This is a genomic window from Occallatibacter savannae (assembly GCF_003131205.1).
In the GTDB taxonomy this organism is placed as follows: domain Bacteria; phylum Acidobacteriota; class Terriglobia; order Terriglobales; family Acidobacteriaceae; genus Telmatobacter; species Telmatobacter savannae.
In genome coordinates, this window is the sequence record NZ_QFFY01000002.1 from 914,074 (window position 1) to 936,454 (window position 22,381).

Here is a 22,381-nt window from a genome sequence, read left to right on the forward strand (position 1 = left end):
TGTGTAGTTTGTCGGCTGACCGAGTTTGTGCAGATCGGTCAGCCGATCTACGGGCTCTTAAACAGCGGTTCGTTGTCTTAGCTCAGCGTGCACATCTCTCCCGATCCGCACGACCAGATCCGGGACGGACTCCACATCTTCCAGCGTGGTCCTGAAGTTCACGATGCAGGCGCGTAGTGCGTACTTGCCTCCGATGACCGCGTTCGAGAGATATGCTTCGCCGCCCTGCTGCAAGCGCGTGAGCAGTTCCTGATTCAATTTGTTCAGGTACTCGTCTCCAGCTTGATCACTGCGGTCCACTTCAGTGGGCACGTAGCGAAAGGTCGCGATACTCAATCCCTGCGTCAAGGCCTGGAGTTCGGGATGCCGCGACACGGCGTCGTACATGGCCCGGGACAGGCGGATGTCGTCCGAGATCATCTGCGCGTATCCCTCACGGCCGGCATGCTGCAGAGCCAGCCACACTTTCAGCGCGCGAAATCCCCGGGAGTTCTGCGGGCCGAGGTCGAAGTAATTCGTCGCCTCGACGCCAAAGTGATAGTACGCCGGGTGATACGAGAATGCATCGCGCAAGCTAGCCACATCCCGCACCAGCGTACAGCCTGCCTCAATCGGCGCGTACAGCCACTTGTGCGGATCGACTGCGAGCGAATCGGCCAGCTCCAGGCCTTCGAAGAGTTGTGAAGCTTCCGGGGCTCCAGCGGCCATTGCCCCATACGCACCGTCCACGTGGAACCACAGGCCAAACTCGCGGCAGAGTTCAGCCAGAGCTTTGAGGTCATCTACGGCTCCGGTGCTGACCGTTCCTGCGTTTCCGATCACCAGAAACGGCTTGTCACCGCTCGCAATGTCCTGGCGAATGCGCGATCGCAGGGCTTCTACGTCGATTCGAAATCCGTCATCAGCAGCGATCCACCGCACCGACTCCGTTCCCAGGCCGGCTATATCCGCCGCTTTCTGAATCCAGGTATGCGTTTCGGCCGAGCAATAAGCCCGCAGCCGCCTGCCGTCGACTCCTTTGCTGCGGATCTCTGGGCCACCTTTGGCTGCACGCCCTGCGAGAAAGCCGACGATGTTGGCCATGTTGCCGCCGCTTACGAACAGGCCGCCGCAATCAGTCGGGTACTTGAGCATCTCGGCTATCCAGCGGATCGTCTGGCCCTCGATCTCGCTCGCCATAGGCGAAAGAAGCCATGCGCCGCAGTTCGGATTTGCAGCCGAAGCGAGCAGTTCGCCAAGCATGCCGATCGGCGCAGCGCCCGCGGTCACATATCCCCAGAAGCGCGGATGGGCATTGAAGAGCGAGTGATCGAAAACCAGTTGCGCTGCCCGGTCGAGCAAAGTGGCCGCATCCGCACCGGATTCAGGCAGACCCTGTTCGGCGTTCAGAGCCTGGCGCACCGCGGAGGGTGACTGCCCGGGAGTCACGGACATATCGGCCACTGAGCCGAGGAACTCGGCGATGCGGTCCACGAGCCGATGGCCCGCAGTCCTGAACTCCTCCGCGGACATGGAAACCGGCGATCTCCGCTGCTCTTTCTCTGCCTGCTGCATTTTCTTGTGACCTCGCCCGCATTTTATCGCCTTGCCCAAGGTCGAAATCTGTTGATGATCTTCTGTAAGTTGCTTCTGTACAATCACCTTCACCGCGGAGGGCACGTATGGCGAAGCACGCAAACATCACGGAGACCGTCGGCAACACTCCGGTCGTCAAAATCAACCGGCTGGCACCGCCAGACGTAAACCTCTATGTGAAAGTAGAGGCTTTCAACCCCCTCGGTTCTGTCAAAGACCGGCTCGCCCTCGGTGTCATCGAAGAAGCCGAGCGCACCGGCAAGCTCAAGCCGGGGCAGACCGTCGTAGAGGCGACGAGTGGCAACACAGGCATCGGCCTCGCAATGGTATGCGCCGCAAAAGGCTATCCGCTGGTTGTGACGATGGCGGAGACGTTCTCTATCGAACGCCGCAAGCTCATGCGCTTTCTGGGTGCGAAGGTCATCATTACGCCTGCTGCTGCGCGCGCTGTGGGCATGGTGAAGAAGACAGAGGAACTTGCCGAGAAGCATGGCTGGTTCTACACGCGCCAGTTTGAAAATGAGGCCAACGCGGACATGCACAGCCGAACCACTGCGCAGGAGATCCTGAAGGACTTTGCAGGCGAGCGGCTGGACTATTGGGTCACCGGTTTTGGCACCGGCGGTACGCTCAAGGGCGTGGCGCGCATTCTTGCCAAGGAGCGCCCCGACACGAAGATCGTTGTTTGCGAACCGGATGAGGCCCCGATGCTCTCCAGCGGTATCGAGCAGGAACGAAAGGCAGACGGATCGGCCGCTGCTCCGCATCCGAGTTGGAAGCCGCATCCCATGCAGGGCTGGAGCCCCGATTTCATCGCCAAGCTCACCGGCGATGCCGTGTCGTCGAAGGCGATCAGCCAGATCATCCGCATTCCCAACGCGGACGCGATGCGCTCCAGCAAGGAACTTGCGAAGAAGGAAGGGATCTTTGTGGGCATCACTTCAGGCGGAACCTTTACCGGAGCGCTCCAGGTAGCTTCGCAGGCGCCAAAAGGCTCCACAATCCTGTGCATGTTACCCGACACAGGCGAGCGTTACCTCAGCACTCCGCTGTTTGGAGATGTCTTGCCGGACATGAATGACGAGGAGTGGGAGATCGCGCGCTCCACGCCCGGCTGCATTCTGGAGCCGCCAAAGTAGGAGTGCAGTTCTAAGCGAGGAGGGGAACCTTCGATGTCGATGAATGCGGTGTTCATCCAGGTGACGCCCGATGAGCTCGCGCGCATCGAGAAGGTTCCTGCACTTGCGGAATCACTGTTTACGCCCGGAGTGACATCGTCTCTTGCTGCGTTTGGCGATCTCAGCAAAAAGATGGAAGATCGCATTCGCGCTGCCGGGCCGCAGCTGCTGGGGCAGGCACTCGCGAACCTCGATCCGCGCATCCGCGAGCAACTGGAGCAGCGGATGGGCGCAACCGCCGCGCAGTTCTCGTCAGGCCAGGGCGGAGATCGCCTGCTCCAGGTGATGAAGGAACGTCGCGAGCGCGCAATGGCCATGTCTGTCGCAGCAAAGAAAGACTCTCCGAAGCTCTCTTTAGACAAGGAGTGGCACGGCGTTCACTACCTGCTTTGCGGCAAGGTAGAGCCCGACGGATCGTTTCTCAGCCAAGCGGTCCTTGGCGGCACGCCTCTCGGCGATGACGATGAGGGCTTCTCAGGCTACGGGCCCGCGCGCTACTTTGCCGCAGCTGAAGTGGCGCGGCTCAGCGCGGAACTGGGCGCACCTGGGCTCGAATCGGAAGCAAGGGCGCGGTTCGACGCTGAAAAGATGAACAGCTTGCAGATATATCCCGGCTTCCGTGCGGAAGACATTGAGGGGCTTGTCGCATCGGTGCGCAGGCTCCGCGATTTCTACGCCGATGCGGCGCAAAACGGAAATGCGATTGTTACGTGCCTGGTCTAATCAGCGAGAGTTCACGGGCTCGGGCTCGAACGCCTCACGGTGATCGACAAGGAATTCGCGGAGGCTGCGCGGATCACGTCCGAGGATGTTCTTCACATCGGAGCTTGTCGCGGAAGCCTTCCCTTCACGATAGAGCGTCTGAAGGTCGATAAGAGCGTCTGCGTTCCACTCGGGGACGCCGGCAGTTGCGAGTGCAGCTTTCAGATCTTCAGGCTCCAGGTTTACAAACTCAATCTTCCGCCCCAGGACCTCAGACATCTTTCCGGCCACTTCCGAATTGCTCAGAGCTTCAGGGCCGGTGAGCGTATAGGTTTACCCTGCGTGTCCTTCGTTGCTCAGCACCCCAACCGCCACGGCTGCGATGTCGCGGATATCGATGAAGCTGATCCTTCCGCCACCCTCACTTCCGTAGAATTTGTCGATGGTCTTAATGGTGGGCGCGCTGTAGTGGACGAGATTCTGCATGAATCCGTTCGGCCTCAGAAATGTGAACGGCACACCCGTGCTGCGGATGAAGTCTTCGGAGTCGGCGTGTTGCCGGGGAAATGTTGCCTCGCGACCGCCCATGGCCGAGAGCTTTACCAGACGCCTGACGCTGGATTGCGCGATGACCTCCGCTGCCTTCCGTTCCAGTGGAACGAGCTCTTCTGTCGGAGGTCCGACCAGGAAGACTGTTTCGACTCCGTTGAGTGCCGCTTTGAGCGTTTGCGGTTCATTGAAATCAACGCGGACGGCTTCCACGCCGGCGGGCGTATTCGCTTTCGCGAGGTTCTGGAATGCGGCGCGAACCGGCAGCCCCGCTGAAACTGCTTGCTTCAGAACCTCTCTCCCGACATTTCCGCTTGCACCCGTGATTAGAATCATTGCGTTCTCCCGTCAGGCCCCCACTCCGTACCTTCCTGTGGCGGAGTCACAGTCGCCCAGCGCTCCGCGATTTTGTGTCCCTCGAAGCGCCACATCACGAAGCCGTGAAACTGCATTTTTCTCCCCGATGCCTTGTCGGTCCAGCGCCAGATGTTGCGGCACACCACCTTGTCACTTTCGGCGACCATCTCCTCGATGGTGAGGTGGAGGTCGGGCATTGCGCCGTACATCCCGCGCATCATCGTTTCATCGCCTTCGATGCCCGTCGGTCTGCCACCCGGGCCGTCGTGGTCGAAGAAGTCAGGAGTCATGTTTGTCCGGATTACTTCGGGTTTTCGGCGATTCACGAAGTCTTCAAAATGATCCCGTACCTTTCGCTTCATCTCCGCCGGGCTCAGGTGCGTTGCCATCGATCGACTCCTCGTTCTACAGTGAATTCGATTCCGCGCTATACGGTGGTTCAGGGAAGGACATCGCTACAAAGTAATGCGCTTCAAGATTTGAAGGAAGTACGCACAATTTTGTAAGTTTCATCGGCTGGAAAAGAGGTTGAGAAAGATGAAGGATCACTACGGATGTCCGGTGAAGGCCACCTCAAACGTAATCGCCGGCAAATGGAAGGTGCTGATCGTGTGGCATCTGTCGTTTGGCATGCGCCGTTTTGCTGAGCTACGCGGGCTGCTGCCCGGCGTCAGTGAGAAGGTGCTGGCGGCACAGTTGAAGCAACTGGAGATGGACGGAGTCGTGCGCCGGACCTCAACGAGGACCTCACCGCCTCGCGTGGATTACGCGTTGACGGAGCCCGGTCAGGATCTGATTCCCGTGATGCAAGCGATGTGCGACTGGGCATCGAAGCACTTCGGGCTCACACCGAATCTGCCGCGGCTTGAGCAGAAGGCGTCCTGATTCTCCAGTTGAATTGGCTCTCGCGATGCTTGGGATTCAAACACGAAGGGCGCCACCATTTAGCGGCAGCGCCCTCTCAGTGTCGCGTTGCGATATGTCTAGATCATGTCGCCAAAGGTCAGACTCTGCAAATGCTCCACCTGCTTGCTCAGGTCGTCCAGCTGATTCTGATTGTCGAGTTGTTTCTCGAATTCCCGCAGCTCATTGCGGAAGTCGTCCACCTGGCTCGTAACAACGGAGTCCAAATCGAAGGCGCTTTGATCATTCGGGAAGAGCCGGGCCGCATCGGGATCGGCAAGCGCAATCAAGGGGCAGCTCTCGTCCCCGAAGATACTGTCGTGCTGAGCGTCGCTCTTCTTCTTCGAGTCGACCAGCAGGTTTACTGTCTGCTGTTTCTTGTCGCGAAGGATCGTCACAACGACAGTCTTACCCTGATTTGCCCGCACGGCGCGGTCCCAGTCTGAAACGGTGGCAATGTTGTCCGCCCCGACCTTCAGGATCACGTCGAACGGCTTCATCCCGGCTGCGGCAGCCTGACTCTTTCGCGCCACCTGCTTCACCATCAGGCCATTCGCAATGCCGAGATAGTCCGCCATTTGCGCGGTCAAAGGTTCCACAAGAGCCCCGAGCTTCAAAGTACTATTGCCAACGAATGGCATGTGGAAGCCGCCCGGCAGAGGAGCATCGCCGCTAGCGCCGGACCCGAAGATGCCGAGACCTGTTACTGGAGAGCTGATGTCGCTTCCGCTATTCAGCTTGTTCCAGATGTCTGTATCGAGCTTCTTGCGGTCCACGAGTTGAACATTCAAGGTCTGCGTGGCGCCATCGCGGCTGACGACAATGGTGATCTTCCGGCCGGGAGGGATTTCGCGCATCATGCGCCCGAAGGCCTCTGCTCCCTCCACAGGCTGGCCGTTGACCTCGAGCAGGACATCATTCACGCGCAGGCCGACCTGGGCTGCGGGTGCGTCGTGATCGATCAGTGTGATCACCGCTCCGCGAACATCTTTCAACTTCAACCTGGTTGCAGAATCGTTATCGATGTCCCCTACCAGTACTCCGAGATAGCCTTGTGCGGGCCCTGCGGAATGCAGCAGTGGATTGGGTTCTTCAAAGATTTGTGTGATGCGCGTCAGTTGCCCGCGCCCTAATTGCGGCGCGAGGATGATTGCGGCTCCCAGCAGCGCGACTCCGACTTGGATGTTAGGCCTCATAAGTGTTCTTCCTTCGTTCTCCTTCATCCAGGTCCACACTCTGTAATGGACGGTGCGGTGGCCTGAAAGTAAGGGCCGTACCAGCAGTACAAAGCACTGCCGTGTTACTGAATCACCGGAGCCCGGCTCAGTACCTGCCGCGAAACGGTCCGGATATGGGGATTATGGTCTGAATTCGCTACCGTAGACAACACTTGTCTTACGCTTGTATCCGCCTCCACCGGCTCCAGAATTGAGATCGCGTCGGTGCGGATTCGGGGATCGCTGTCATTGAGCAGTGCTTCGAGCACAGCGTCTCGAACGCGCATGTCCTCCGCAACGTAGGGCTGCAAGCCCTCGAGAGCCTTCTCGCGGACTGCCACGCTTTTGTCGTAGCGCAGTGCCTGCATCAGAGCGTCGCGGATACCCTCGCCCTGGCAGCCATGTCCGGCCCGGCACTCAGCCGCGAGCAGCCCGACCGAATCGTCGCGGACCCCGGCGGAAGTGGCGTTTTCAGAGGCAAGCATGAGCAGCTGCCGGATGGAAGGGTCGTCCAGCGATCCCTGGATGTGCTGCGGGATAACGGTGTTGTAGGTGACGTGGACGATCTCGCTGTTCGGTTCCCGTTCGATGCTGGAGATATTGGCAATCTCAGCAGGTGCCGACTCCACCGGCTGAATCTCTGCCTTCACGGGCGCCTCGATCACCCGGCCGCCGTTGTGGGCCGCACGAGCTGCGGCGTATTCGTATCCCCCGAGGGTGCCCGCTCCCCCGCCAACAATTAACAGCAGCAAGGCAGCGACCGGCGCGGCCTGCAAGCTGGCGAAGTTGTTGAGTATGCGCTGGCCTACCCGCTCGTACCAGCGCTTTGGGGGGACCGCATCGAGGGCCTCTTCAAGCCGCATGCGCGATCGCGCTACCAGGTTGGGATCAAGCTCGGTTACGGGGTACGCCGCCGCCAGAGTCTTTAATGCGCGCAGCTGTTCCCGCTCCTGGTTGCAGTCGTTGCATGCGGCGAGGTGCCGATCGAGCTCATGTACCTGTTCGTCCGGTAGTTCGCCGTACGCCGCCAGCACGATCCGCTCGTGTGCAAGTTCGCAGTTCATCTCGTTACGTCCTTCAAGCCTCAAAGATTACTGCCGCGCTCCGGCTTTGCCGATGCGCTTTTACCGCAATCCCGCCAGTTGAGTTCTCAACTTTTTAGTCGCTCTAAAGAGCGTATTTTTGGCGGTTTCTTCTGTTGTGTTCAACATCTCTCCGATCGTCCGCAACCGGAGTCCTTGATAGTGCTTCAACTCGAAAACCATTCGCTCGCGCGGGGTCAGCTTGCCTAAAGCGGCCTGGATGCGCTCTCCCAGAACTTTGCGATCCAGCTCTTTGCCGGGGTTCGAGAACGATCGATTATCTGAAACGGAGGAGAGCACGTCGATCTCATCCCCTGACTGGTCTACGACGACAGCCTGGTCCTCGCGGCGCGTTTTCTTCCGGCGCAGCTGGTCGAGGCAGAGATTCGTCACGATCCGATAGATCCAGGTGTAAAACGAGCACTCGAAACGGAAATTGCCGATGTAGCGGAAGGCTTTCAGGAAGGCTTCCTGATAGATATCTTCGGCATCGTGCTCGGAACCGGTGAGGTGCAGCGCCAGACGGAGAACCTGCTGCTCATATTGGCGGACCAGGGCATCGAACGCCGCTCGCGAACCGGCCTGGGCTTCGCGGATCAGTTCCATCTCCGGGGCCCTCGCCTGCAGGCGCTCCTGGGCGCGATCCGGTCCGTCCATTGCTCTTGACGCCATACCTGCCGAAGATTGTACAGGTCTTTTGGCCGGCCATGGCAATGCTCCGGTGACTGGATTTGGCGTGGAAGGATAGCTCAGAGCATCAGTTGCCATCGAGGGTTATTCTCCGGTGGTTAGAGACGTACTCGCATGTGTGTAGACGATCCTCAACCGTATTTGTGAGCCGCACTTGCACCTCAAGGCACCATCCGGGTTAGGGCGGGTGCCCGATGCTCGTCGTTCCCCTAAACTGGGTACACATGCATTCCTCCCTCTTTCCCGATAGCACCCCTTCCCCCTCCGGCTGGTTCACCGCCCACTGCGACGGCGGATCGCGCGGTAACCCGGGTCCAGCGGGTTACGGCGCCGTGATCGAAGATCCTCAGGGTAGGATTGCGGCGCGTCTGAGCGAATTTCTCGGCATCCACACCAACAACTACGCTGAGTATAAAGGGCTTCTCGCGGTGCTGACGTGGGCAGGGCAGAATGACGCGCGACAGCTTCGGGTGGTTTCAGACTCTGAGCTGATGGTGAAACAGATGAAGGGGCAGTACAAGGTGGCCAGCCCGGTACTGCGGCCTCTTTGGGAAGAAGCCAGACGATTGGCGCGCTCGCTGGAGAAGTTTGAGATCAGCCATACGCTTCGCGGAGGAAACAAGGAGGCGGACCGACTGGCCAACGAGGCGATGGACAAAGGGATGGGGAGGCAAGTCGGAGGAAGACCGGAGTCAGGAACCAGCAACCCCAGTTCGGTCAATAGATTGTCGTCACCATTGGCGAAACCCAACGCAAGTTCCACCGCACTTGAAGGTTACGTGAAAGACGGCGTGGTCCATCTGCTCGAAGGGCACCTGCCGGACGGTACTTTCGTCAAGGTCATCCGGAAGTAGCATTGCTCTCCTTCAGCGCTTCGAGCGGGTCCGAGATGTTTTAATTCCGTGAGTACTCTGCGCCATTGTTGTCCTTATTCCTCCCCCGGGTCTGATCGGTAAGCCTTGGCCCCTCGTACGTTGAGAGAAAAACATGGAGGAAAAATGGAATTAAAGCAAGCTGTTTTATTGCGCAAGCTCTTCCCACTCGCAATTGCAGCCTGTGGTATCACTGCTGCCGCTCTGTTCATCGCGGCCTGCAGCAGCATGAACGGAACTGTCACGAATGGCATGGGCAAGGTTAGCGTGATGGTGAGCGACCCGGCAACCTGCGCTACGCCGAACGGGCCGTTTTCGCATGTCTTCGTGACCATCACCGATGTGCAGGCCAATATCAACGGTTCTGCGGGTCCGAATGACAGCGGCTGGACCGACCTGACGCCTAATCTGAAGAACGCGCCCAAGCAAGTTGACCTGCTCGGACTCGCGAACAACCAGTGCTTTCTGGCGACGCTCGGCGACTCTCAGCAGTTGCAGGCTGGCACCTATCAGCAGATCCGAGTGATTCTCGCCAGTGACAGCGCCAGCATTACCAGCAACGGTTGCGGAAATGGAGCGGCGAACTGCGTGCAACTCTCGAAGGACTCGAGCTTTCATACTTTGAATCTTTCGAGCGAGGCTCAAACCGGCATCAAGATTCCGGGTAGCCAAATCGCGAGCGGCGGACTGACAGTTGCAGCCGGGAAGACAACAGACCTGGACATCGATTTTCTGACCTGCCAATCCATCGTGCAGGAGGGCAACGGGCAGTATCGTCTTAAGCCGGTGCTGCATGCGGGAGAGGTTAGCACGGTTTCGGCATCGATCAACGGCAGCGTGATCGACGCTTCGACGGGCAAGGCTGTAGCTGGGACGGCATGGGTTTCGATCGAACAGCCGGATGCAGGCGGCGTCGATCGCGTGGTGCAGTCGACAATCGCGAACACGGATGGAACGTTCGTCTTTTGCCCACTTCCGGCCGGGAACTACGACGTGGTGATTTCCGGGGTTCGCGGCTCTGACGGCGCGCTCTACGCACCGACGATCATCACCGGCGTGGCTGTCGGCGACACCACGGGTGCGGTGAAGCTGAATGCGCCCACGCTTGCGCCGGGCAGTTCGTTCGCCAACTTGACGGGGCTCGTCACTTCGGCGAATGCCTCGAAGGCTCCCATCGCCATCGACGTGACGCTCACGGCCCTTGCTACGGTGAGTGGCAAGGTCTACACCATACCGCAGCAGCCGCTGACGACTCCGTTTTATGGGGTTTCACAGGTCGTCACCACGGTAACCGGTCCGGTAGGCAACCCACCGGTTGCATGTCCCAGCGGTACGGACTGCATCAACTATTCGCTTCGCGTGCCTTCGACGGGCGCTTACATCGGTGCATGGTCCGCAGCTGGTGTAACGCTAGCGCAACCTGCTCCGCTACCCAGCTACGCGGTCGATGGCTTTACAACCAGCAGCTGCTCGGCAGCGGATGTCAATTCGAATCCACCGCTGGCGCTGGCCGGGACGGGGCCATTTACCAGCGTGGCAATTACATCGAACCTGGCGTTTACCGGCTGTCAGTAGAGGATACCTGGACCAAAAATGAAGGGCCGGAGCGATCCGCTCCGGCCCTTCTTGTTCCACTAAATATGCTTGGTCAGCCTATGTTGTTGCGCCATGAGCGGCCATCGCGCTCGAGCAGGCGATTGCCGCAATCCGGGCCCCACGAACCAGCGAAGTAGTTTGGAAACACTTCTGGGTTCTTTGCGGCCCAGGCCTCGAGGATTGGTGTGTACAAAGCCCATGTGGTTTCGACGCCATCGCGATGCGAGAACAGCGTCTGATCGCCGAGCATGGCATCGAGCAGTAGTCGCTCGTATCCGGTTGCCGCGGACGTCCCGAACGCCGAGGCATAGTCGAAGTCCATGTTTACGGGGCACACCGACATGTTGGGAGTGTTCGGCACCTTGGCGCCGAAACGCAGGGCAATGCCTTCGTTTGGCTGAATACGGATAGTCAGAAGGTTTGGCTGAATCTCTGTGCAGGGGCCGCTTGATTGCATCCGGTTGAAGATGAGCAGCGGCGGCTGCTTGAACTGGATGCTGATTTCTGTGGCGCGCTTTTTGAGGCGCTTGCCGGCCCGCAGATAGAACGGCACGCCAGCCCAGCGCCAGTTTTCGATCTCAAGGCGCACAGCAGCATAGGTCTCTGTGCCAGACTCCGGATTCACTCGCTCCTCGTCGCGATATCCAGCTACTTTCTTTCCGTCGATAACGCCCGGGCCATACTGTCCGCGTACAGCGTTCAGGATGGGGATGTTGGGAATGGCGCGCCAGACCTTCACTTTTTCGCGCCGAACTGCTTCGGATTCGAAGCTCGAAGGCGGCTCCATTCCCACAAAGCTCAGCAGCTCCATGACGTGGTTTTGAACGACGTCACGGAGCGCGCCGGCCTTCTCGTAGAAGGGCCCGCGGCCTTCCACGCCCAGAGTTTCGGCTGCGGTGATCTGCACGTGATCGATATAGTTGCGATTCCAGATCGGCTCGAAGATGCCGTTGCCGAAGCGGAAGACCAGGATGTTCTGCACGGTTTCTTTGCCAAGGTAATGGTCGATGCGGAAGACCTGGTTCTCATGGAAGACGGCATTGACCTGGTGATTGAGTTCGCGAGCGGAATCGAGGTCGTGGCCGAATGGCTTTTCAATCACCACGCCGACCCGTCCTTTTTCAGGCTGAGCCATGCCCTGTGCGCCGAGATTCTCAACGATGGGCGTGAAGTATTCGGGGGCGGTCGCGAGATAAAAGAGCCGGTCAGGCCCGATGTTCTTCTCTTGCGCAATCCGATCGAGCTCGGCTTTCAGGCCCGCGTAGTGCGAAGCGTCGTCGAAGCTGAGCGCGTAGTAGCTGACTTTCTGGATGAATTCATCGAGCTTTGGATCGTCCGCTTTGACGCCTCCGAACTCGACGATGCCCTGCCGCATGTCTTCAGCGAACTCATTGCCAAGCGGGCGACGCGCTACGCCGACGATGGCGAAGTTCTTTGGCAGCAGGTTGTCCTGTTCGAGGTGGAAGAGCGAAGGGAGCAGCTTCCGCTTCGTCAAATCGCCGGACGCTCCGAAGATGACCATGATCCCCGGGTCTGGGATCCGCTCGCCCGCCTTTGGCACCTGCGATAGATCCTCTGGTCGAACCTTCAGCTGCACAGTAGCACTTGCCATTTCACGACCTCCGCTCTTCTTTGTACTTCACTTAAACTGCAAGGTTGAACAGATCAGCCCTTTTTTACTGCGTGGCCACCGAACGCATTGCGCATGATCGCCAGCATACGATCGGTGAAATTGTTCTCTTCGCGCGAACGGATACGGCGGATGAGAGACTCTGTGATGACCGGCGCAGAGACGTTGAGATCTATAGCCTCGAACACGGTCCACCGCCCTTCTCCTGAATCGGCCACGTACGCCTCCAGGCCATCCAGGTCAGGATTTCCTGCAAGTGCCTCGGCAGTCAAATCGAGCAGCCAGCTGCGCACAACGCTGCCATAGCGCCAGATTTGCGCAACCTGCTCCAGGTCGAGGTGGAACTCTTCCTTCTTCTCGAGGATCGTAAATCCCTCGGCGTAGGCCTGCATCATGCCGTATTCGATGCCGTTGTGCACCATCTTCACGAAATGCCCCGAGCCCGCTGGACCCACGTGCCCCCAGCCTTTGTCTTTGGCCGGAGCTAGTGTCTCCAGGATCGGTCGGAGATAGTCGACGGCTTCTTTGTCGCCGCCGACCATCATGCTGTAGCCCTCTTTCAGTCCCCAGACGCCGCCAGAGGTTCCCACGTCGACGAACTGGAAGCCCTTCGCGGAGACTTCCTGATAGTGGCGCATCGTGTCTTTGTAGTTCGAGTTTCCGCCATCGATGAGAATGTCGCACTTGTTGAGCAGAGGCTCAAGCTTCGCGATCGTATCGTCGACGGGTTTGCCCTGGGGAACCATGATCCAGATCGCTTTCCGGCCGGTGAACTTTTGCGCCATTTCCTCGAGCGACGAGACGCCGACGTTGCCGCTCGCGGTAAGCTTCTGCACGGCTTCCGTGCTGAAGTCGAAGCCGATAACCTGGTGGCCACCGAGGCGAAGACGCTCCGCCATGTTGCCGCCCATCTTTCCTAAACCGATCAAACCTAGTTGCATATACCGACCTCACTTTGCTTTGAAATGCGAATTTGCAGAAGACTTGTATTGCCGACGCGGGAAAAAGAGGACACAAACCGAGAGCTCAGCCCGCCGTTCACGATGAATGGTGATTGATATTGCGCAGTTATAATTGGGGCGAAATTTAACCGAAGTCCAGAATTCATCGGAGAACGTCCATGCCGGAAGCATCGTGCGACATCGGCCTCATCGGCCTTGCTGTCATGGGACAGAACCTTGTCCTCAACATGAACGACCATGGCTTCAAGGTGGCTGTTTTCAACCGGACGGTTTCCAAGGTTGACGACTTCATCGCAGATGAAGCGAAGGGAACTGCCGTGGTCGGCGCGCACAGTGTCGCTGAACTGGCGGCTCTGCTCAAACGACCGCGCCGCATCATGCTGATGGTGAAGGCGGGAGCCTCCGTCGATGAGACGATCGCCACGCTTTTGCCTTATCTCGAAGCTGGAGACATCGTGATCGATGGAGGCAATTCGCTCTTTACGGACTCGACACGCCGCGCACGGGATCTTGCAGGCAAAGGCATTCTGTTTGTCGGAACTGGAGTTTCCGGCGGCGAAGAGGGCGCCCGCCGCGGTCCGTCGATCATGCCGGGCGGGAATCCGGCGGCATGGCCGCACGTGAAGGAAATTTTTCAATCCATCGCTGCCAAGGTTGACGATGGAACGCCGTGTTGCGACTGGGTTGGCGAGGACGGAGCCGGGCACTACGTGAAGATGGTGCACAACGGGATCGAATACGGCGATATGCAACTGATCTGCGAGGCCTATGATCTGCTTCATCGCGGGCTCGGACTCGGTGCGGATGAGTTGCACGCGGTATTTACCGATTGGAACAAGGGGGAACTGGACAGCTACCTGATCGAGATTTCGAGCCATATCTTTGCTTCTAAGGACGAAGACGGAACGCCACTCGTCGACAAGATTCTCGATACTGCCGGGCAGAAGGGAACCGGGAAGTGGACGGTTATTAGCGCGCTCGATCTTGGCCAGCCGGTTACGCTGATCGGAGAGTCGGTATTCAGCCGGTGCCTTTCTGCGCTGAAGGATGAGCGCGTCGCCGCGTCCGGGGTTTTGAAGGGACCTGCGGAGAAGACCTTTTCCGGCGATCGCACGGCATTCATCGAAAGTGTCCGCCGCGCTCTCTACTGCTCGAAGATCATCTCGTATGCGCAGGGCTACATGCTGCTGCGGGCTACGGCGAAGGAGAACGGCTGGAATCTGAACATGGGCGGTATTGCGCTGATGTGGCGAGGCGGATGTATTATCCGCAGCCGTTTCCTGAGCAAGATCAAGGACGCGTTCGAGACCGACCCTAAGCTGACCAATCTTCTTCTCGACGGCTTCTTCTCGGGTGTTCTGAACCAGTACCAGGAAGCTTGGAGACAGGCTGTTGTGAGCGCGATCGAACTGGGGATTCCGACGCCTGCGTTCTCCACAGCACTTGCCTTCTATGACGGATACCGTGCGGGCCGACTGCCGGCGAATCTCTTGCAGGCGCAACGCGACTACTTCGGTGCACACACGTACGAACGGGTCGACAAGCCTCGCGGAGAGTTCTTCCATACGAACTGGACCGGGCATGGCGGACGCGTGTCGTCCACGACCTATAACGTCTAGCGCCTCTCGTCGCATCGTCCTCAACCCGCCCGGTCCTTTCGCCCGAAGGATCGGGCGTTTTCCATTCATCCGTTTCAGAGCACGGCCAACTCGCCCAGTTGCTGCCGCAATTCAGTCTCGCCAGTAAATTGAATGGCTTTCATCCCCACAGCAGCAGCTGCTGCAACATTCTCCAGCCGATCGTCGATGAACAGCGCGCGTTCAGGTGTGTCACCGAGGATGCCTAAAGCTCTCACGTATATTTTGGGATCCGGCTTGCGCAGCCCCATGTAGCAAGAAGTGAAAGTGTATTTGAAGAGGTCGTGAAGCCCGAACTTCTTCATGCGAAATTCATGTGTTTCGCGTGCTTCGTTGTTCAATGCGCCGATCCTGCACTTATCTGATGCCGCAAGTTCTTTGAGGATGCACAGTGCGCCGGAGGGCAACTCCTTCGATTGCGAACAGATTGAGGAGAAGAACTCGTCGCGCGAGAAGGCCCGAGGCTCATAGAACACTACGGCATCCAGATACTCGCTCAGCGTAAGTTCACCACGTTCCCACGGCTCGAATGCTTTTGCGTGTCGCGATTCCAGGATGTCGCGATCGAGGTTGAGTTGCCCGGCCACAACCGAGCGCTCGTGATGATCCCAGCCGTTTGTGAGCAGGACACCACCGATATCGAAGAGGATTACGTCGAAGGGGAACATCGGCGCTCTGGTCTTCTTAGGGGTTGGCGCCGCGCGAAGGAGCAGTGCAACCGCGGCGAAGTTAGTTGCGTATGATCTATGCGGGCGGGTTGGACTGACCGGACTGACTGCTGCCTCGCTGATACTTCGCCTCGATGGCGAGGACTTTCTTGAAGCGCCGCGTGAATCGTTCTTCGTTTGAGATGAACTTCGCCTTGAGGAATGCATCCGCCAGTTCGTAGGCAAGTGCAGAGCCGATGATGCGCGCGCCCATGACCAGCACGTTCATGTCATCGTGTTCTACGCCTTGGTGTGCGGAGTAGGTGTCGTGGCACATGGCGGCCCGGATGCCGGGAATCTTATTGGCGGCGATGCTCACCCCGACGCCTGATCCGCAGATGAGAATGCCTCGGGGCGCTTCGCCAGCGATGATGGCTTCGCCCACACGCTGCGCAAAGTCAGGGTAATCATCCTGCGGCTCGCACTTGAAGGCACCGAGGTCGACCACCTCGTGGCCGCCCTTTGTGAGATATGCGCGGACTTCCTCCTTAAGAGAAAACCCCGCGTGATCGGATGCGATGACTAACTTCACTTCGAACCCTTTCTAATGTTACTTGTGCAACAGGTCCTTGGCGCGTGACGCAACATTTTGCGCTGTGAATCCGAGCTTCTCGAGCACGGTGGGACCGGGAGCGGAAGCGCCGTAGCGATCAAGACCGATCACACCTCCATCTTTGCCGACGTACTTCCACCATCCAAGCGGAGAGCCTGCTTCGACCGCCAGCTTCGGCACGCCATCGGGCAGAACGCTCTGCTTGTAGACAGATGATTGTTCGTCGTAGATCTCCCAGCTGGGCATGCTGACGACGCGAGTCTGAATGCCCTCTACTTCGAGGAGTTTCTTAGCTTCGACGCAGGGCCAGACTTCCGAGCCGGTGCCGATGAGGATCACTTGTGGGTTTTCCGCGTCCTCAAGGATGTATGCTCCCTTGCTGACGCCGCCGTATACGTCATGAGTTGCCGGATCAATGATGGGCAAATCCTGACGGCTCAGAGCGAAGAAGGCGGCGCCATTGCGCTCGAGAGCGAGACGCCAGCACGCCGCTGTCTCGTTGGCGTCTGCAGGCCGGTAGTCGGTCAGATCAGGGACAGTTCGGAGCATCATGAGCTGCTCGATAGGTTGATGCGTCGGACCATCTTCACCAAGGCCGATTGAGTCATGCGTAAACACGAAGATCGAGTGCGCGCGAGATAGTGCCGCCAGTCGAATGGCGGGCTTGCAGTAGTCAGAGAATGTGAAGAACGTGGAGCCGTATGGAACCAGACCCTCGTGCGCGGCCATCCCATTGACGGCAGCGCACATGCCGAATTCACGCACACCGAAAAAGACGTTGCGGCCAGCCGGATCGGCTGCGAAATGAGGGCTGTTCTTGAAGATGGTCTTCGTGGATGCGGTGAGGTCGGCAGCGCCGCCGAACAACTCGGGGACGACGTCCGCGATTGCGTTCATGACGGTCTGGCCGGCGTTACGGGTGGCGACTGGCTTTCCGGCAGGGAATGAGGGCAGCGACTTCTCCCATCCTGCTTTGCGCTGATTCTTAACTGCGCGCTGGAACTGAGCGGCGAGTTCAGGATTTTGGGCCGCATAGGCGTCAAATCGCTTTTTCCACTCGTTCTCTGCCTGCTGGCCGCGGTCAACGGCCTGACGCCAGTTCTTCAGCGCATCTTCGGGAACGTAGAAGCTCTGGTCTTCAGGGAATCCGAAGTACTTCTTGGTGGCTGCAGCATCGGCTGCGCCGAGTGCTTCGCCATGAACCTTGTTTGTGCCGGCCTTGGGGCTGCCGAATCCGATGACAGTGCGAACGGCGATGAGAGACGGCTTGCCGGTTTCGGCTTTTGCAGCTTCGATGGCGGCTTCAATTGCATTCAGGTCGTTGCCGTCGCCGACGCGCTGCGTGTGCCAGTGATACGCTTCGAAGCGCTTCAGCACGTCTTCGGTATAGCTCCACTCGGTGGGTCCGTCGAGAGAGATGAGGTTGTCGTCGTAGAGAACGATCAGCTTGCCGAGCCCGAGCGTTCCCGCAAGCGAGGCGGCTTCGTGCGAGATGCCTTCCATGAGATCGCCATCGCCGCAGAGAACGTAAGTGTGGTGGTCGACGATCTCGTGGCCAGGTTTGTTGTACACGGCGGCGAGGTGCTTCTCCGCGATAGCCATGCCAACAGCCATTCCGAAACCTTGCCCGAGTGGGCCGGTGGTGACTTCTACGCCTTCGGTCTCGCCTGATTCCGGGTGGCCGGGCGTCTTGGAGTGCCACTGGCGGAAAGACTTCAGATCATCGAGGGTGACCTTGTAGCCAGACAGATGAAGCGTTGCGTACAGGAGAGCTGACGCGTGTCCATTGGAAAGGACGAAGCGATCACGATCCGGCCATTTGAAGTGGGCCGGATTGTGCTTCATGATCTTGTGGAACAGCAGGTAGGCGATCGGAGCGCAGCCCAGCGGCGCTCCGGGATGGCCACTTTTGGCCTTCTCTACCTCGTCGACAGCAAGAAGACGGAGGGTATCAATGGAAAGCTGGTCGAGTGAAAGATCCGCAAGAGTTGCCATAAAGCGCTGTTCCAATCCCTTTCAAAAATTGCAGCGGAAACTGTGCTATTTCCGGCTCTCGATCTGTATGTCTACGTTGTGGCCGAGCCAGCGATTTTGCTCGGGCCAGTGAACAGTCCATGATAGACCACTGCTTTCAGGGTGCTGTGCGGCGGAAAGATCCGCGCAGTAGCCTGCGTTGCCCAAACTGCGGCTCGGAGTTGATTGCATCGTTTGCCAGTTGTCGCTCGTCCAGACGACCTCGAAGTGCGTGGCGTCAAGGATGCGCAGAGTTTCACCTGCGGAGATTTTCTGGATAGGCCGTCGGCTGCTGTAGAACTCGAGGTCTGCACGTATGTTCTTCCTGCCGCTTGGCTCGCAGTAGCGGTCGTAAACACAATCGATGCGATCGAAGACCTTTCCGTCTGTTGCGGAACGAAGAAGTTTCAAGTATTCGGCGTGCGCCCAGACCAGAGGCACGGCAGAGCCTGCAGGTTGTCCCGTGACGAGCCCCTGATGCGGACGGTTGGCTTCGTCCCAGACCTGCTCGGGCATCATCTGGCCGGGGGTGGCGAAACGTTCGTAGGTCTGGATTAAGGAAGATGGGTCGTTGCCTGCTGCGAGTTCGTAATGAGCGCGCTCTCCGGTGAACAGGGGCCATACGCGGCCTTGTCCCCAGCCCTGAAACGGACCGCCGTCGGGGCGCTGGCCGTAGCCGTCGTAGTTGTAGCGGTGCCACCCAGGGCCCTGGGGTAGATCGGTCTTGAGGATGGCGTCCACAACCTTGAGCGAGTCGATGATGAGCGGGTCGTCGGCACGGCGTACGCCATAGCGCACTAGCTCGAGGAACCCGCCGTCGATGATCTGGCGGGCTTCGAATTCCGTCTGCTCGCCTGGAGGACGGTTGTTGATGTGGATGATCTCCGTGCCGCAACTCTCGCAGGCGTAGGCTTCGCCCTTCTCGGGTGGCCGGATGCGCATGTAGTGGCGCTTGATTTCGGGATGAAGCACGCCGTTGTTGGTGACCGTCCAGTCCTCAAGGTGCCGCTCGATCCAATCGGCGAACTCCTCCAGGAATGCGGCCATCTCCATCGAATCGTGCGCCCGGGCCATGTCAGCCGCACAGATCAGACCGCCGATGACGGCCGCCAACGTGGAAGGGGAGTAGCCGGCGTTCTCTTCCCAGCGCTCCTGATGCGTTATAGGCGCGTGCTGGATCAAGAAGGCCGCGGCGCGCTCGACGAACGGGAAGATGTCGATCTCGCCAACGGCGCCTGCCTTCCAGAGCCGCCAAGCCAGGATGATAGGGAAGGCGACTTCATCGAGCTGGACGCCGGACCAGTAAGGGCGTCCGTCGACCCAGAAGTTCTGGGCGAATCCGCCGTCCGGTTTCTGGGTGCAGGCGAGGTAGACGAGGGCGCGGCGGGCCGTTTCTGCTCGGCCGCAGGCGAGCAGGGCTGTAGCGGTCTGCACCATGTCGCGCGTCCAAACGAGGTGGTAGCCGCCGAGGTCGTCGTCACCGTGCGCCTGGCCCCAAGGGATGGAGGCAGAAGCGACAAACGCGCCAGCGAAGGTCTTGTCTTCATGGGCCAGCAGGACGTTGTGACTGGCTCGCATGAGCTTGCCGCCATCGCAGGACTTGGCGGCGAGCCACTCAGGGTTTGCGACCCGATGCCACTGGCCGATGAACCGCTCTCGATGTTCGTCGAAGGAGATGGCGAGGGCGCTAACCGTCTTCTGTAGGGCGGTGTGGTTGCCCTCGCCGAGGCCGATGGCCACTGTGAATTCGCGCGCGCCGTCCGTGCCTGCGGCGCCGAGGTTCAGCTCGCCAAACAGGGCGATGTTGCCGCCGGTTGCTGAACCAAACTCCCAATCCATTCGGTATTTGTCCATCAGGTCGCGCCAGCCATCGCTTGCACCGACGAATCCGCAGCTGACACGCGAAAAGCCGCAGCTCGCGCCCATGGCCATCGACCACTGATTCTTGAAGGCCAGGAGCATCTTGTGGCCGGCGATGTCGATGGCCCGGCCGGTGTTTCCCGCGCCGCCGCCGTCGAGGTGTGGTGCCAGCAGCGCATAGACCTTCAGACGAGGGATCAGATCGTCGTGCCCTTCCAGACGGACCCGCTGCAGGATGACGCTGTGGTGCGGGTCGGTGATGATTTCCTTGATCAGCGTGTACCGGCTGTTGGGGTCAGTGTTTGTGTAACGGACGCCTAGCGCTTCGGGGTGGATGTACTCGAATGTGGTGAGCAGGTCGCGCTTCTCTTCGTGGACGAATGTCTCGCCGTCGGTGACGAGAAATCCCATGTCGCGCACCTGGGCGCTGTCGATAGTGGGGTGGTAGATCTCGTTGAGAACGCCGTGCGAGCAGGTGAACCAGACACGGCTCGAGGCCGAGTAGGCTGTTCCGATTGCGTCTTTTACACTGGAGGTCCAGCGCGCTTGAAGGCCTGGCGCGCCAAATGCCTCGCCCTGCTGGTCAAGCCAGCGGTACAGGGTCTGATCACTCATTCGTTCTCACCGGTTGCGATGGGGAAGTTACACTCCGCGGAACAACCAACTGAACTACTGATGCTTTCGCGACCTCAAAGTTACCATTTTCCGCGCTCTCTTCGAACCCTGCCGGGGTGCTGCTGCATCCATCGAAACACAGAGTATCGCCCGGGAATGTGAATGAACTGTTGCAGCCGGACCGCTTTTACTCTCGTCAATTTCGCCGTTTACGCTGCGCACAGCGTCTGTGCCTAAGCCCGAAACTCAACCAGTACAATCCGAAATGAGGAGATTTCCCCGATGGCATACGAACTTGCACCGCTTCCCTATGATTACGCCGCGCTCGAACCTTTTATCGACGCGCAGACCATGCAACTGCATCACGACAAGCACCACCAGACCTACATCACAAACGTGAATGCCGCGTTGGCCAATCATCAGAACCTGGCCGCGAAATCAGTGGATGACCTCATCAGCGACCTGAACGCCGTGCCGGAAGATATCCGAACTGTGGTCCGGAACAACGGCGGCGGCCACTCGAATCACAGCATGTTCTGGACGATCATGGGACCTGCGAATGCGTCTGGCGTGGGCGGTAACCCGACGGGCGCGATTGCCGACCAGATCAAGGCTGACTTCGGTGACTTTGAGGCGTTCAAGAAGACCTTCAATGAAACCACGGCCAAGCAGTTCGGCTCCGGATGGGGCTGGCTGGTGTTCCAGGGCGGCAAGCTGAAGGTGATCACGACTGCCAATCAGGACTCTCCACTCAGCCAGGGTCTCTATCCAGTTCTGGGCAATGACGTCTGGGAGCATGCGTACTACCTGAAGTACCAGAACAAGCGCCCTGACTATCTGGCGGCCTGGTGGAACGTGGTGAACTGGGCAGAGGTCAACAAGCGGTTCGAGAAGGCCAAGAAGTAGACCTATCTGGCCAGCGCTTTGGAGCGGGATCGGACGTGAGTTCGGTCCCGTTGTTCTTTGGTATGGTCCAAATCCAGTGACGATCTGCTGACAATCTTGCCGGGTTGACCCGGTATGATCCTCCCAGTTCCGATTCCCGGAGGATCGTGTGCGAAAATTCATTCTCTCTCTGGCGTTCCTTCTAGCGGCGAGCGTGCTCAGCGCTGCGGATGCGAAGAGCATCTATGACTTCACAATGAAATCGATCGATGGGCAGCCTGTGAGCCTGAAGAGCTACAAAGGCAAGGTCGTTTTGCTGGTGAACCTGGCCAGCAAGTGCGGCTTTACGCCGCAGTATGCCGGGCTCGAGAAGCTCTACGAGAAGTACAAGGACCGGGGTTTCGTCATCGTCGGCGTGCCGGCGAACAACTTCGCGCAGCAGGAGCCCGGAACGAACGAGGAGATCAAGACGTTCTGTTCCCGCAAGTACAACGTGAGCTTTCCGATGATGAGCAAGGTGTCGGTTCTGGGCGAAGACAAGACTCCGCTGTATAGCTATCTCACGGACAAGAACACGGATCCGAAGTTTGGCGGAGACATCAAGTGGAACTTCACGAAGTTCCTGTTCGATCGCAACGGAAACCCTGTCGCGCGGTTTGAGCCGGCCGTGACGCCGGATTCAGCCGAGGTGCAATCTGCGGTGGAATCGGCGCTGGGCAAGTAACTGCGAGCGATAAGATGAGCGAGGCCTCGGCACTGTTCGCCGAGGTCTTTGTCGTTTTGTGACGTATACCCTCG

At 58.9% G+C, this 22,381-nt stretch carries 21 protein-coding genes; 8 read left to right on the forward strand and 13 right to left on the reverse strand.

The window, feature by feature from the left end; all coding sequences use genetic code 11:
• Nucleotides 1-57 precede the first annotated feature (57 nt).
• The gene (locus tag DHV10_RS11405; RefSeq protein ID WP_204101389.1) at nt 58-1,512 is read right to left on the reverse strand and encodes a pyridoxal phosphate-dependent decarboxylase family protein; all 1,455 of its coding nucleotides are present in this window, start codon (nt 1,510-1,512) and stop codon (nt 58-60) included.
• 149 nt (nt 1,513-1,661) lie between these two features.
• Here DHV10_RS11405 and cysK point away from each other — a divergent pair, with 149 nt between their 5' ends.
• On the forward strand, nt 1,662-2,714 hold the full coding sequence (gene cysK, locus DHV10_RS11410; protein ID WP_109486437.1) for a cysteine synthase A: 1,053 nt from the start codon (nt 1,662-1,664) through the stop codon (nt 2,712-2,714).
• 33 nt (nt 2,715-2,747) lie between these two features.
• Entirely contained in the window at nt 2,748-3,476 is a 729-nt protein-coding gene (locus DHV10_RS11415; RefSeq protein ID WP_109486438.1) for a YfbM family protein, read from the forward strand.
• On the opposite strand, the gene DHV10_RS11420 is transcribed toward DHV10_RS11415, so the two are convergent.
• From DHV10_RS11420 to DHV10_RS11430, 3 genes are read right to left on the reverse strand one after another with little or no spacing between them, the layout of a single operon-like run.
• Nucleotides 3,477-3,734: a Rossmann-fold NAD(P)-binding domain-containing protein gene (locus DHV10_RS11420; protein WP_162601442.1), complete on the reverse strand. Its 258-nt coding sequence runs from the start codon at nt 3,732-3,734 to the stop codon at nt 3,477-3,479. It abuts the gene before it with no gap.
• A 54-nt stretch (nt 3,735-3,788) separates the two neighbouring features.
• Nucleotides 3,789-4,340: an NAD(P)H-binding protein gene (locus DHV10_RS11425; RefSeq protein WP_109486440.1), complete on the reverse strand. Its 552-nt coding sequence runs from the start codon at nt 4,338-4,340 to the stop codon at nt 3,789-3,791.
• Nucleotides 4,337-4,750, reverse strand: coding sequence for an ester cyclase (locus tag DHV10_RS11430; protein WP_109486441.1), 414 nt, complete (start codon nt 4,748-4,750; stop codon nt 4,337-4,339). The genes DHV10_RS11425 and DHV10_RS11430 overlap by 4 nt, the downstream gene beginning before the upstream one ends.
• Nucleotides 4,751-4,898: 148 nt before the next feature.
• Between DHV10_RS11430 and DHV10_RS11435 the strand changes: the two genes are divergently transcribed.
• Nucleotides 4,899-5,246, forward strand: coding sequence for a winged helix-turn-helix transcriptional regulator (locus DHV10_RS11435; protein ID WP_109486442.1), 348 nt, complete (start codon nt 4,899-4,901; stop codon nt 5,244-5,246).
• 98 nt (nt 5,247-5,344) lie between these two features.
• On the opposite strand, the gene DHV10_RS11440 is transcribed toward DHV10_RS11435, so the two are convergent.
• The 3 genes from DHV10_RS11440 to DHV10_RS11450 form a co-directional block, all read right to left on the reverse strand.
• A complete protein-coding gene (locus DHV10_RS11440) occupies nt 5,345-6,460 on the reverse strand; it encodes a PDZ domain-containing protein (protein WP_162601443.1) in 1,116 nt (371 codons plus the stop codon).
• Between the two features lie 104 nt (nt 6,461-6,564).
• Nucleotides 6,565-7,545, reverse strand: coding sequence for an anti-sigma factor family protein (locus tag DHV10_RS11445; protein ID WP_109486444.1), 981 nt, complete (start codon nt 7,543-7,545; stop codon nt 6,565-6,567).
• A gap of 60 nt (nt 7,546-7,605) precedes the next feature.
• Complete coding sequence (locus DHV10_RS11450; protein WP_109486445.1) at nt 7,606-8,235, reverse strand: sigma-70 family RNA polymerase sigma factor; 630 nt, start codon at nt 8,233-8,235, stop codon at nt 7,606-7,608.
• 242 nt (nt 8,236-8,477) lie between these two features.
• Between DHV10_RS11450 and DHV10_RS11455 the strand changes: the two genes are divergently transcribed.
• Complete coding sequence (locus DHV10_RS11455; RefSeq protein WP_109486565.1) at nt 8,478-9,107, forward strand: ribonuclease HI family protein; 630 nt, start codon at nt 8,478-8,480, stop codon at nt 9,105-9,107.
• Between the two features lie 144 nt (nt 9,108-9,251).
• Nucleotides 9,252-10,700 (forward strand): DUF4382 domain-containing protein, encoded by a 1,449-nt coding sequence (locus tag DHV10_RS11460; protein WP_239461514.1) that lies wholly within the window; start codon nt 9,252-9,254, stop codon nt 10,698-10,700.
• A 73-nt stretch (nt 10,701-10,773) separates the two neighbouring features.
• Here the strand turns inward: DHV10_RS11460 and zwf are convergent, their stop codons facing one another.
• Both zwf and gnd (DHV10_RS11470) read right to left on the reverse strand, forming a co-directional pair.
• On the reverse strand, nt 10,774-12,333 hold the full coding sequence (gene zwf / locus DHV10_RS11465) for a glucose-6-phosphate dehydrogenase (protein ID WP_109486446.1): 1,560 nt from the start codon (nt 12,331-12,333) through the stop codon (nt 10,774-10,776).
• Between the two features lie 53 nt (nt 12,334-12,386).
• Nucleotides 12,387-13,292 (reverse strand): phosphogluconate dehydrogenase (NAD(+)-dependent, decarboxylating), encoded by a 906-nt coding sequence (gene gnd / locus DHV10_RS11470; protein ID WP_109486447.1) that lies wholly within the window; start codon nt 13,290-13,292, stop codon nt 12,387-12,389.
• A 179-nt stretch (nt 13,293-13,471) separates the two neighbouring features.
• Between gnd (DHV10_RS11470) and gnd (DHV10_RS11475) the strand changes: the two genes are divergently transcribed.
• Entirely contained in the window at nt 13,472-14,932 is a 1,461-nt protein-coding gene (gene gnd, locus DHV10_RS11475; RefSeq protein ID WP_109486448.1) for a decarboxylating NADP(+)-dependent phosphogluconate dehydrogenase, read from the forward strand.
• Nucleotides 14,933-15,006: 74 nt separating this feature from the next.
• On the opposite strand, the gene DHV10_RS11480 is transcribed toward gnd (DHV10_RS11475), so the two are convergent.
• From DHV10_RS11480 to DHV10_RS11495, 4 genes are all read right to left on the reverse strand, one after another.
• The gene (locus DHV10_RS11480; protein WP_162601444.1) at nt 15,007-15,618 is read right to left on the reverse strand and encodes an HAD-IA family hydrolase; all 612 of its coding nucleotides are present in this window, start codon (nt 15,616-15,618) and stop codon (nt 15,007-15,009) included.
• 76 nt (nt 15,619-15,694) lie between these two features.
• Nucleotides 15,695-16,189 carry a ribose 5-phosphate isomerase B gene (rpiB, locus tag DHV10_RS11485; RefSeq protein WP_109486450.1) on the reverse strand — a complete coding sequence of 165 codons (495 nt, stop codon included), beginning with the start codon at nt 16,187-16,189 and terminating at the stop codon, nt 15,695-15,697.
• A gap of 18 nt (nt 16,190-16,207) precedes the next feature.
• Nucleotides 16,208-18,205 carry a transketolase gene (gene tkt / locus DHV10_RS11490; RefSeq protein WP_109486451.1) on the reverse strand — a complete coding sequence of 666 codons (1,998 nt, stop codon included), beginning with the start codon at nt 18,203-18,205 and terminating at the stop codon, nt 16,208-16,210.
• A 45-nt stretch (nt 18,206-18,250) separates the two neighbouring features.
• Nucleotides 18,251-20,698 carry a glycoside hydrolase family 15 protein gene (locus DHV10_RS11495; RefSeq protein WP_109486452.1) on the reverse strand — a complete coding sequence of 816 codons (2,448 nt, stop codon included), beginning with the start codon at nt 20,696-20,698 and terminating at the stop codon, nt 18,251-18,253.
• A 282-nt stretch (nt 20,699-20,980) separates the two neighbouring features.
• Here DHV10_RS11495 and DHV10_RS11500 point away from each other — a divergent pair, with 282 nt between their 5' ends.
• On the forward strand, nt 20,981-21,604 hold the full coding sequence (locus tag DHV10_RS11500) for a superoxide dismutase (RefSeq protein ID WP_109486453.1): 624 nt from the start codon (nt 20,981-20,983) through the stop codon (nt 21,602-21,604).
• A 148-nt stretch (nt 21,605-21,752) separates the two neighbouring features.
• Nucleotides 21,753-22,307, forward strand: a complete 555-nt coding sequence (locus DHV10_RS11505; RefSeq protein WP_420818743.1) for a glutathione peroxidase — start codon at nt 21,753-21,755, stop codon at nt 22,305-22,307.
• Nucleotides 22,308-22,381 lie beyond the last annotated feature (74 nt).

What these genes read in the sequence shown, in the direction of transcription:
- tkt (WP_109486451.1), bottom strand. Translation starts at nt 18,205, where the DNA reads ATGGCAACTCTTGCGGATCTTTCACTCGACCAGCTTTCCATTGATACC.
- gnd (WP_109486448.1), top strand. Translation starts at nt 13,472, where the DNA reads ATGCCGGAAGCATCGTGCGACATCGGCCTCATCGGCCTTGCTGTCATG.
- DHV10_RS11435 (WP_109486442.1), top strand. Translation starts at nt 4,899, where the DNA reads ATGAAGGATCACTACGGATGTCCGGTGAAGGCCACCTCAAACGTAATC.
- DHV10_RS11480 (WP_162601444.1), bottom strand. Translation starts at nt 15,618, where the DNA reads ATGTTCCCCTTCGACGTAATCCTCTTCGATATCGGTGGTGTCCTGCTC.
- DHV10_RS11495 (WP_109486452.1), bottom strand. Translation starts at nt 20,698, where the DNA reads ATGAGTGATCAGACCCTGTACCGCTGGCTTGACCAGCAGGGCGAGGCA.
- DHV10_RS11500 (WP_109486453.1), top strand. Translation starts at nt 20,981, where the DNA reads ATGGCATACGAACTTGCACCGCTTCCCTATGATTACGCCGCGCTCGAA.
- DHV10_RS11450 (WP_109486445.1), bottom strand. Translation starts at nt 8,235, where the DNA reads ATGGCGTCAAGAGCAATGGACGGACCGGATCGCGCCCAGGAGCGCCTG.
- DHV10_RS11460 (WP_239461514.1), top strand. Translation starts at nt 9,252, where the DNA reads ATGGAATTAAAGCAAGCTGTTTTATTGCGCAAGCTCTTCCCACTCGCA.
- DHV10_RS11405 (WP_204101389.1), bottom strand. Translation starts at nt 1,512, where the DNA reads ATGTCCGCGGAGGAGTTCAGGACTGCGGGCCATCGGCTCGTGGACCGC.
- zwf (WP_109486446.1), bottom strand. Translation starts at nt 12,333, where the DNA reads ATGGCAAGTGCTACTGTGCAGCTGAAGGTTCGACCAGAGGATCTATCG.
- DHV10_RS11425 (WP_109486440.1), bottom strand. Translation starts at nt 4,340, where the DNA reads ATGATTCTAATCACGGGTGCAAGCGGAAATGTCGGGAGAGAGGTTCTG.
- DHV10_RS11455 (WP_109486565.1), top strand. Translation starts at nt 8,478, where the DNA reads ATGCATTCCTCCCTCTTTCCCGATAGCACCCCTTCCCCCTCCGGCTGG.
- DHV10_RS11415 (WP_109486438.1), top strand. Translation starts at nt 2,748, where the DNA reads ATGTCGATGAATGCGGTGTTCATCCAGGTGACGCCCGATGAGCTCGCG.
- cysK (WP_109486437.1), top strand. Translation starts at nt 1,662, where the DNA reads ATGGCGAAGCACGCAAACATCACGGAGACCGTCGGCAACACTCCGGTC.
- DHV10_RS11440 (WP_162601443.1), bottom strand. Translation starts at nt 6,460, where the DNA reads ATGAGGCCTAACATCCAAGTCGGAGTCGCGCTGCTGGGAGCCGCAATC.
- gnd (WP_109486447.1), bottom strand. Translation starts at nt 13,292, where the DNA reads ATGCAACTAGGTTTGATCGGTTTAGGAAAGATGGGCGGCAACATGGCG.
- DHV10_RS11445 (WP_109486444.1), bottom strand. Translation starts at nt 7,545, where the DNA reads ATGAACTGCGAACTTGCACACGAGCGGATCGTGCTGGCGGCGTACGGC.
- DHV10_RS11430 (WP_109486441.1), bottom strand. Translation starts at nt 4,750, where the DNA reads ATGGCAACGCACCTGAGCCCGGCGGAGATGAAGCGAAAGGTACGGGAT.
- DHV10_RS11420 (WP_162601442.1), bottom strand. Translation starts at nt 3,734, where the DNA reads ATGTCTGAGGTCCTGGGGCGGAAGATTGAGTTTGTAAACCTGGAGCCT.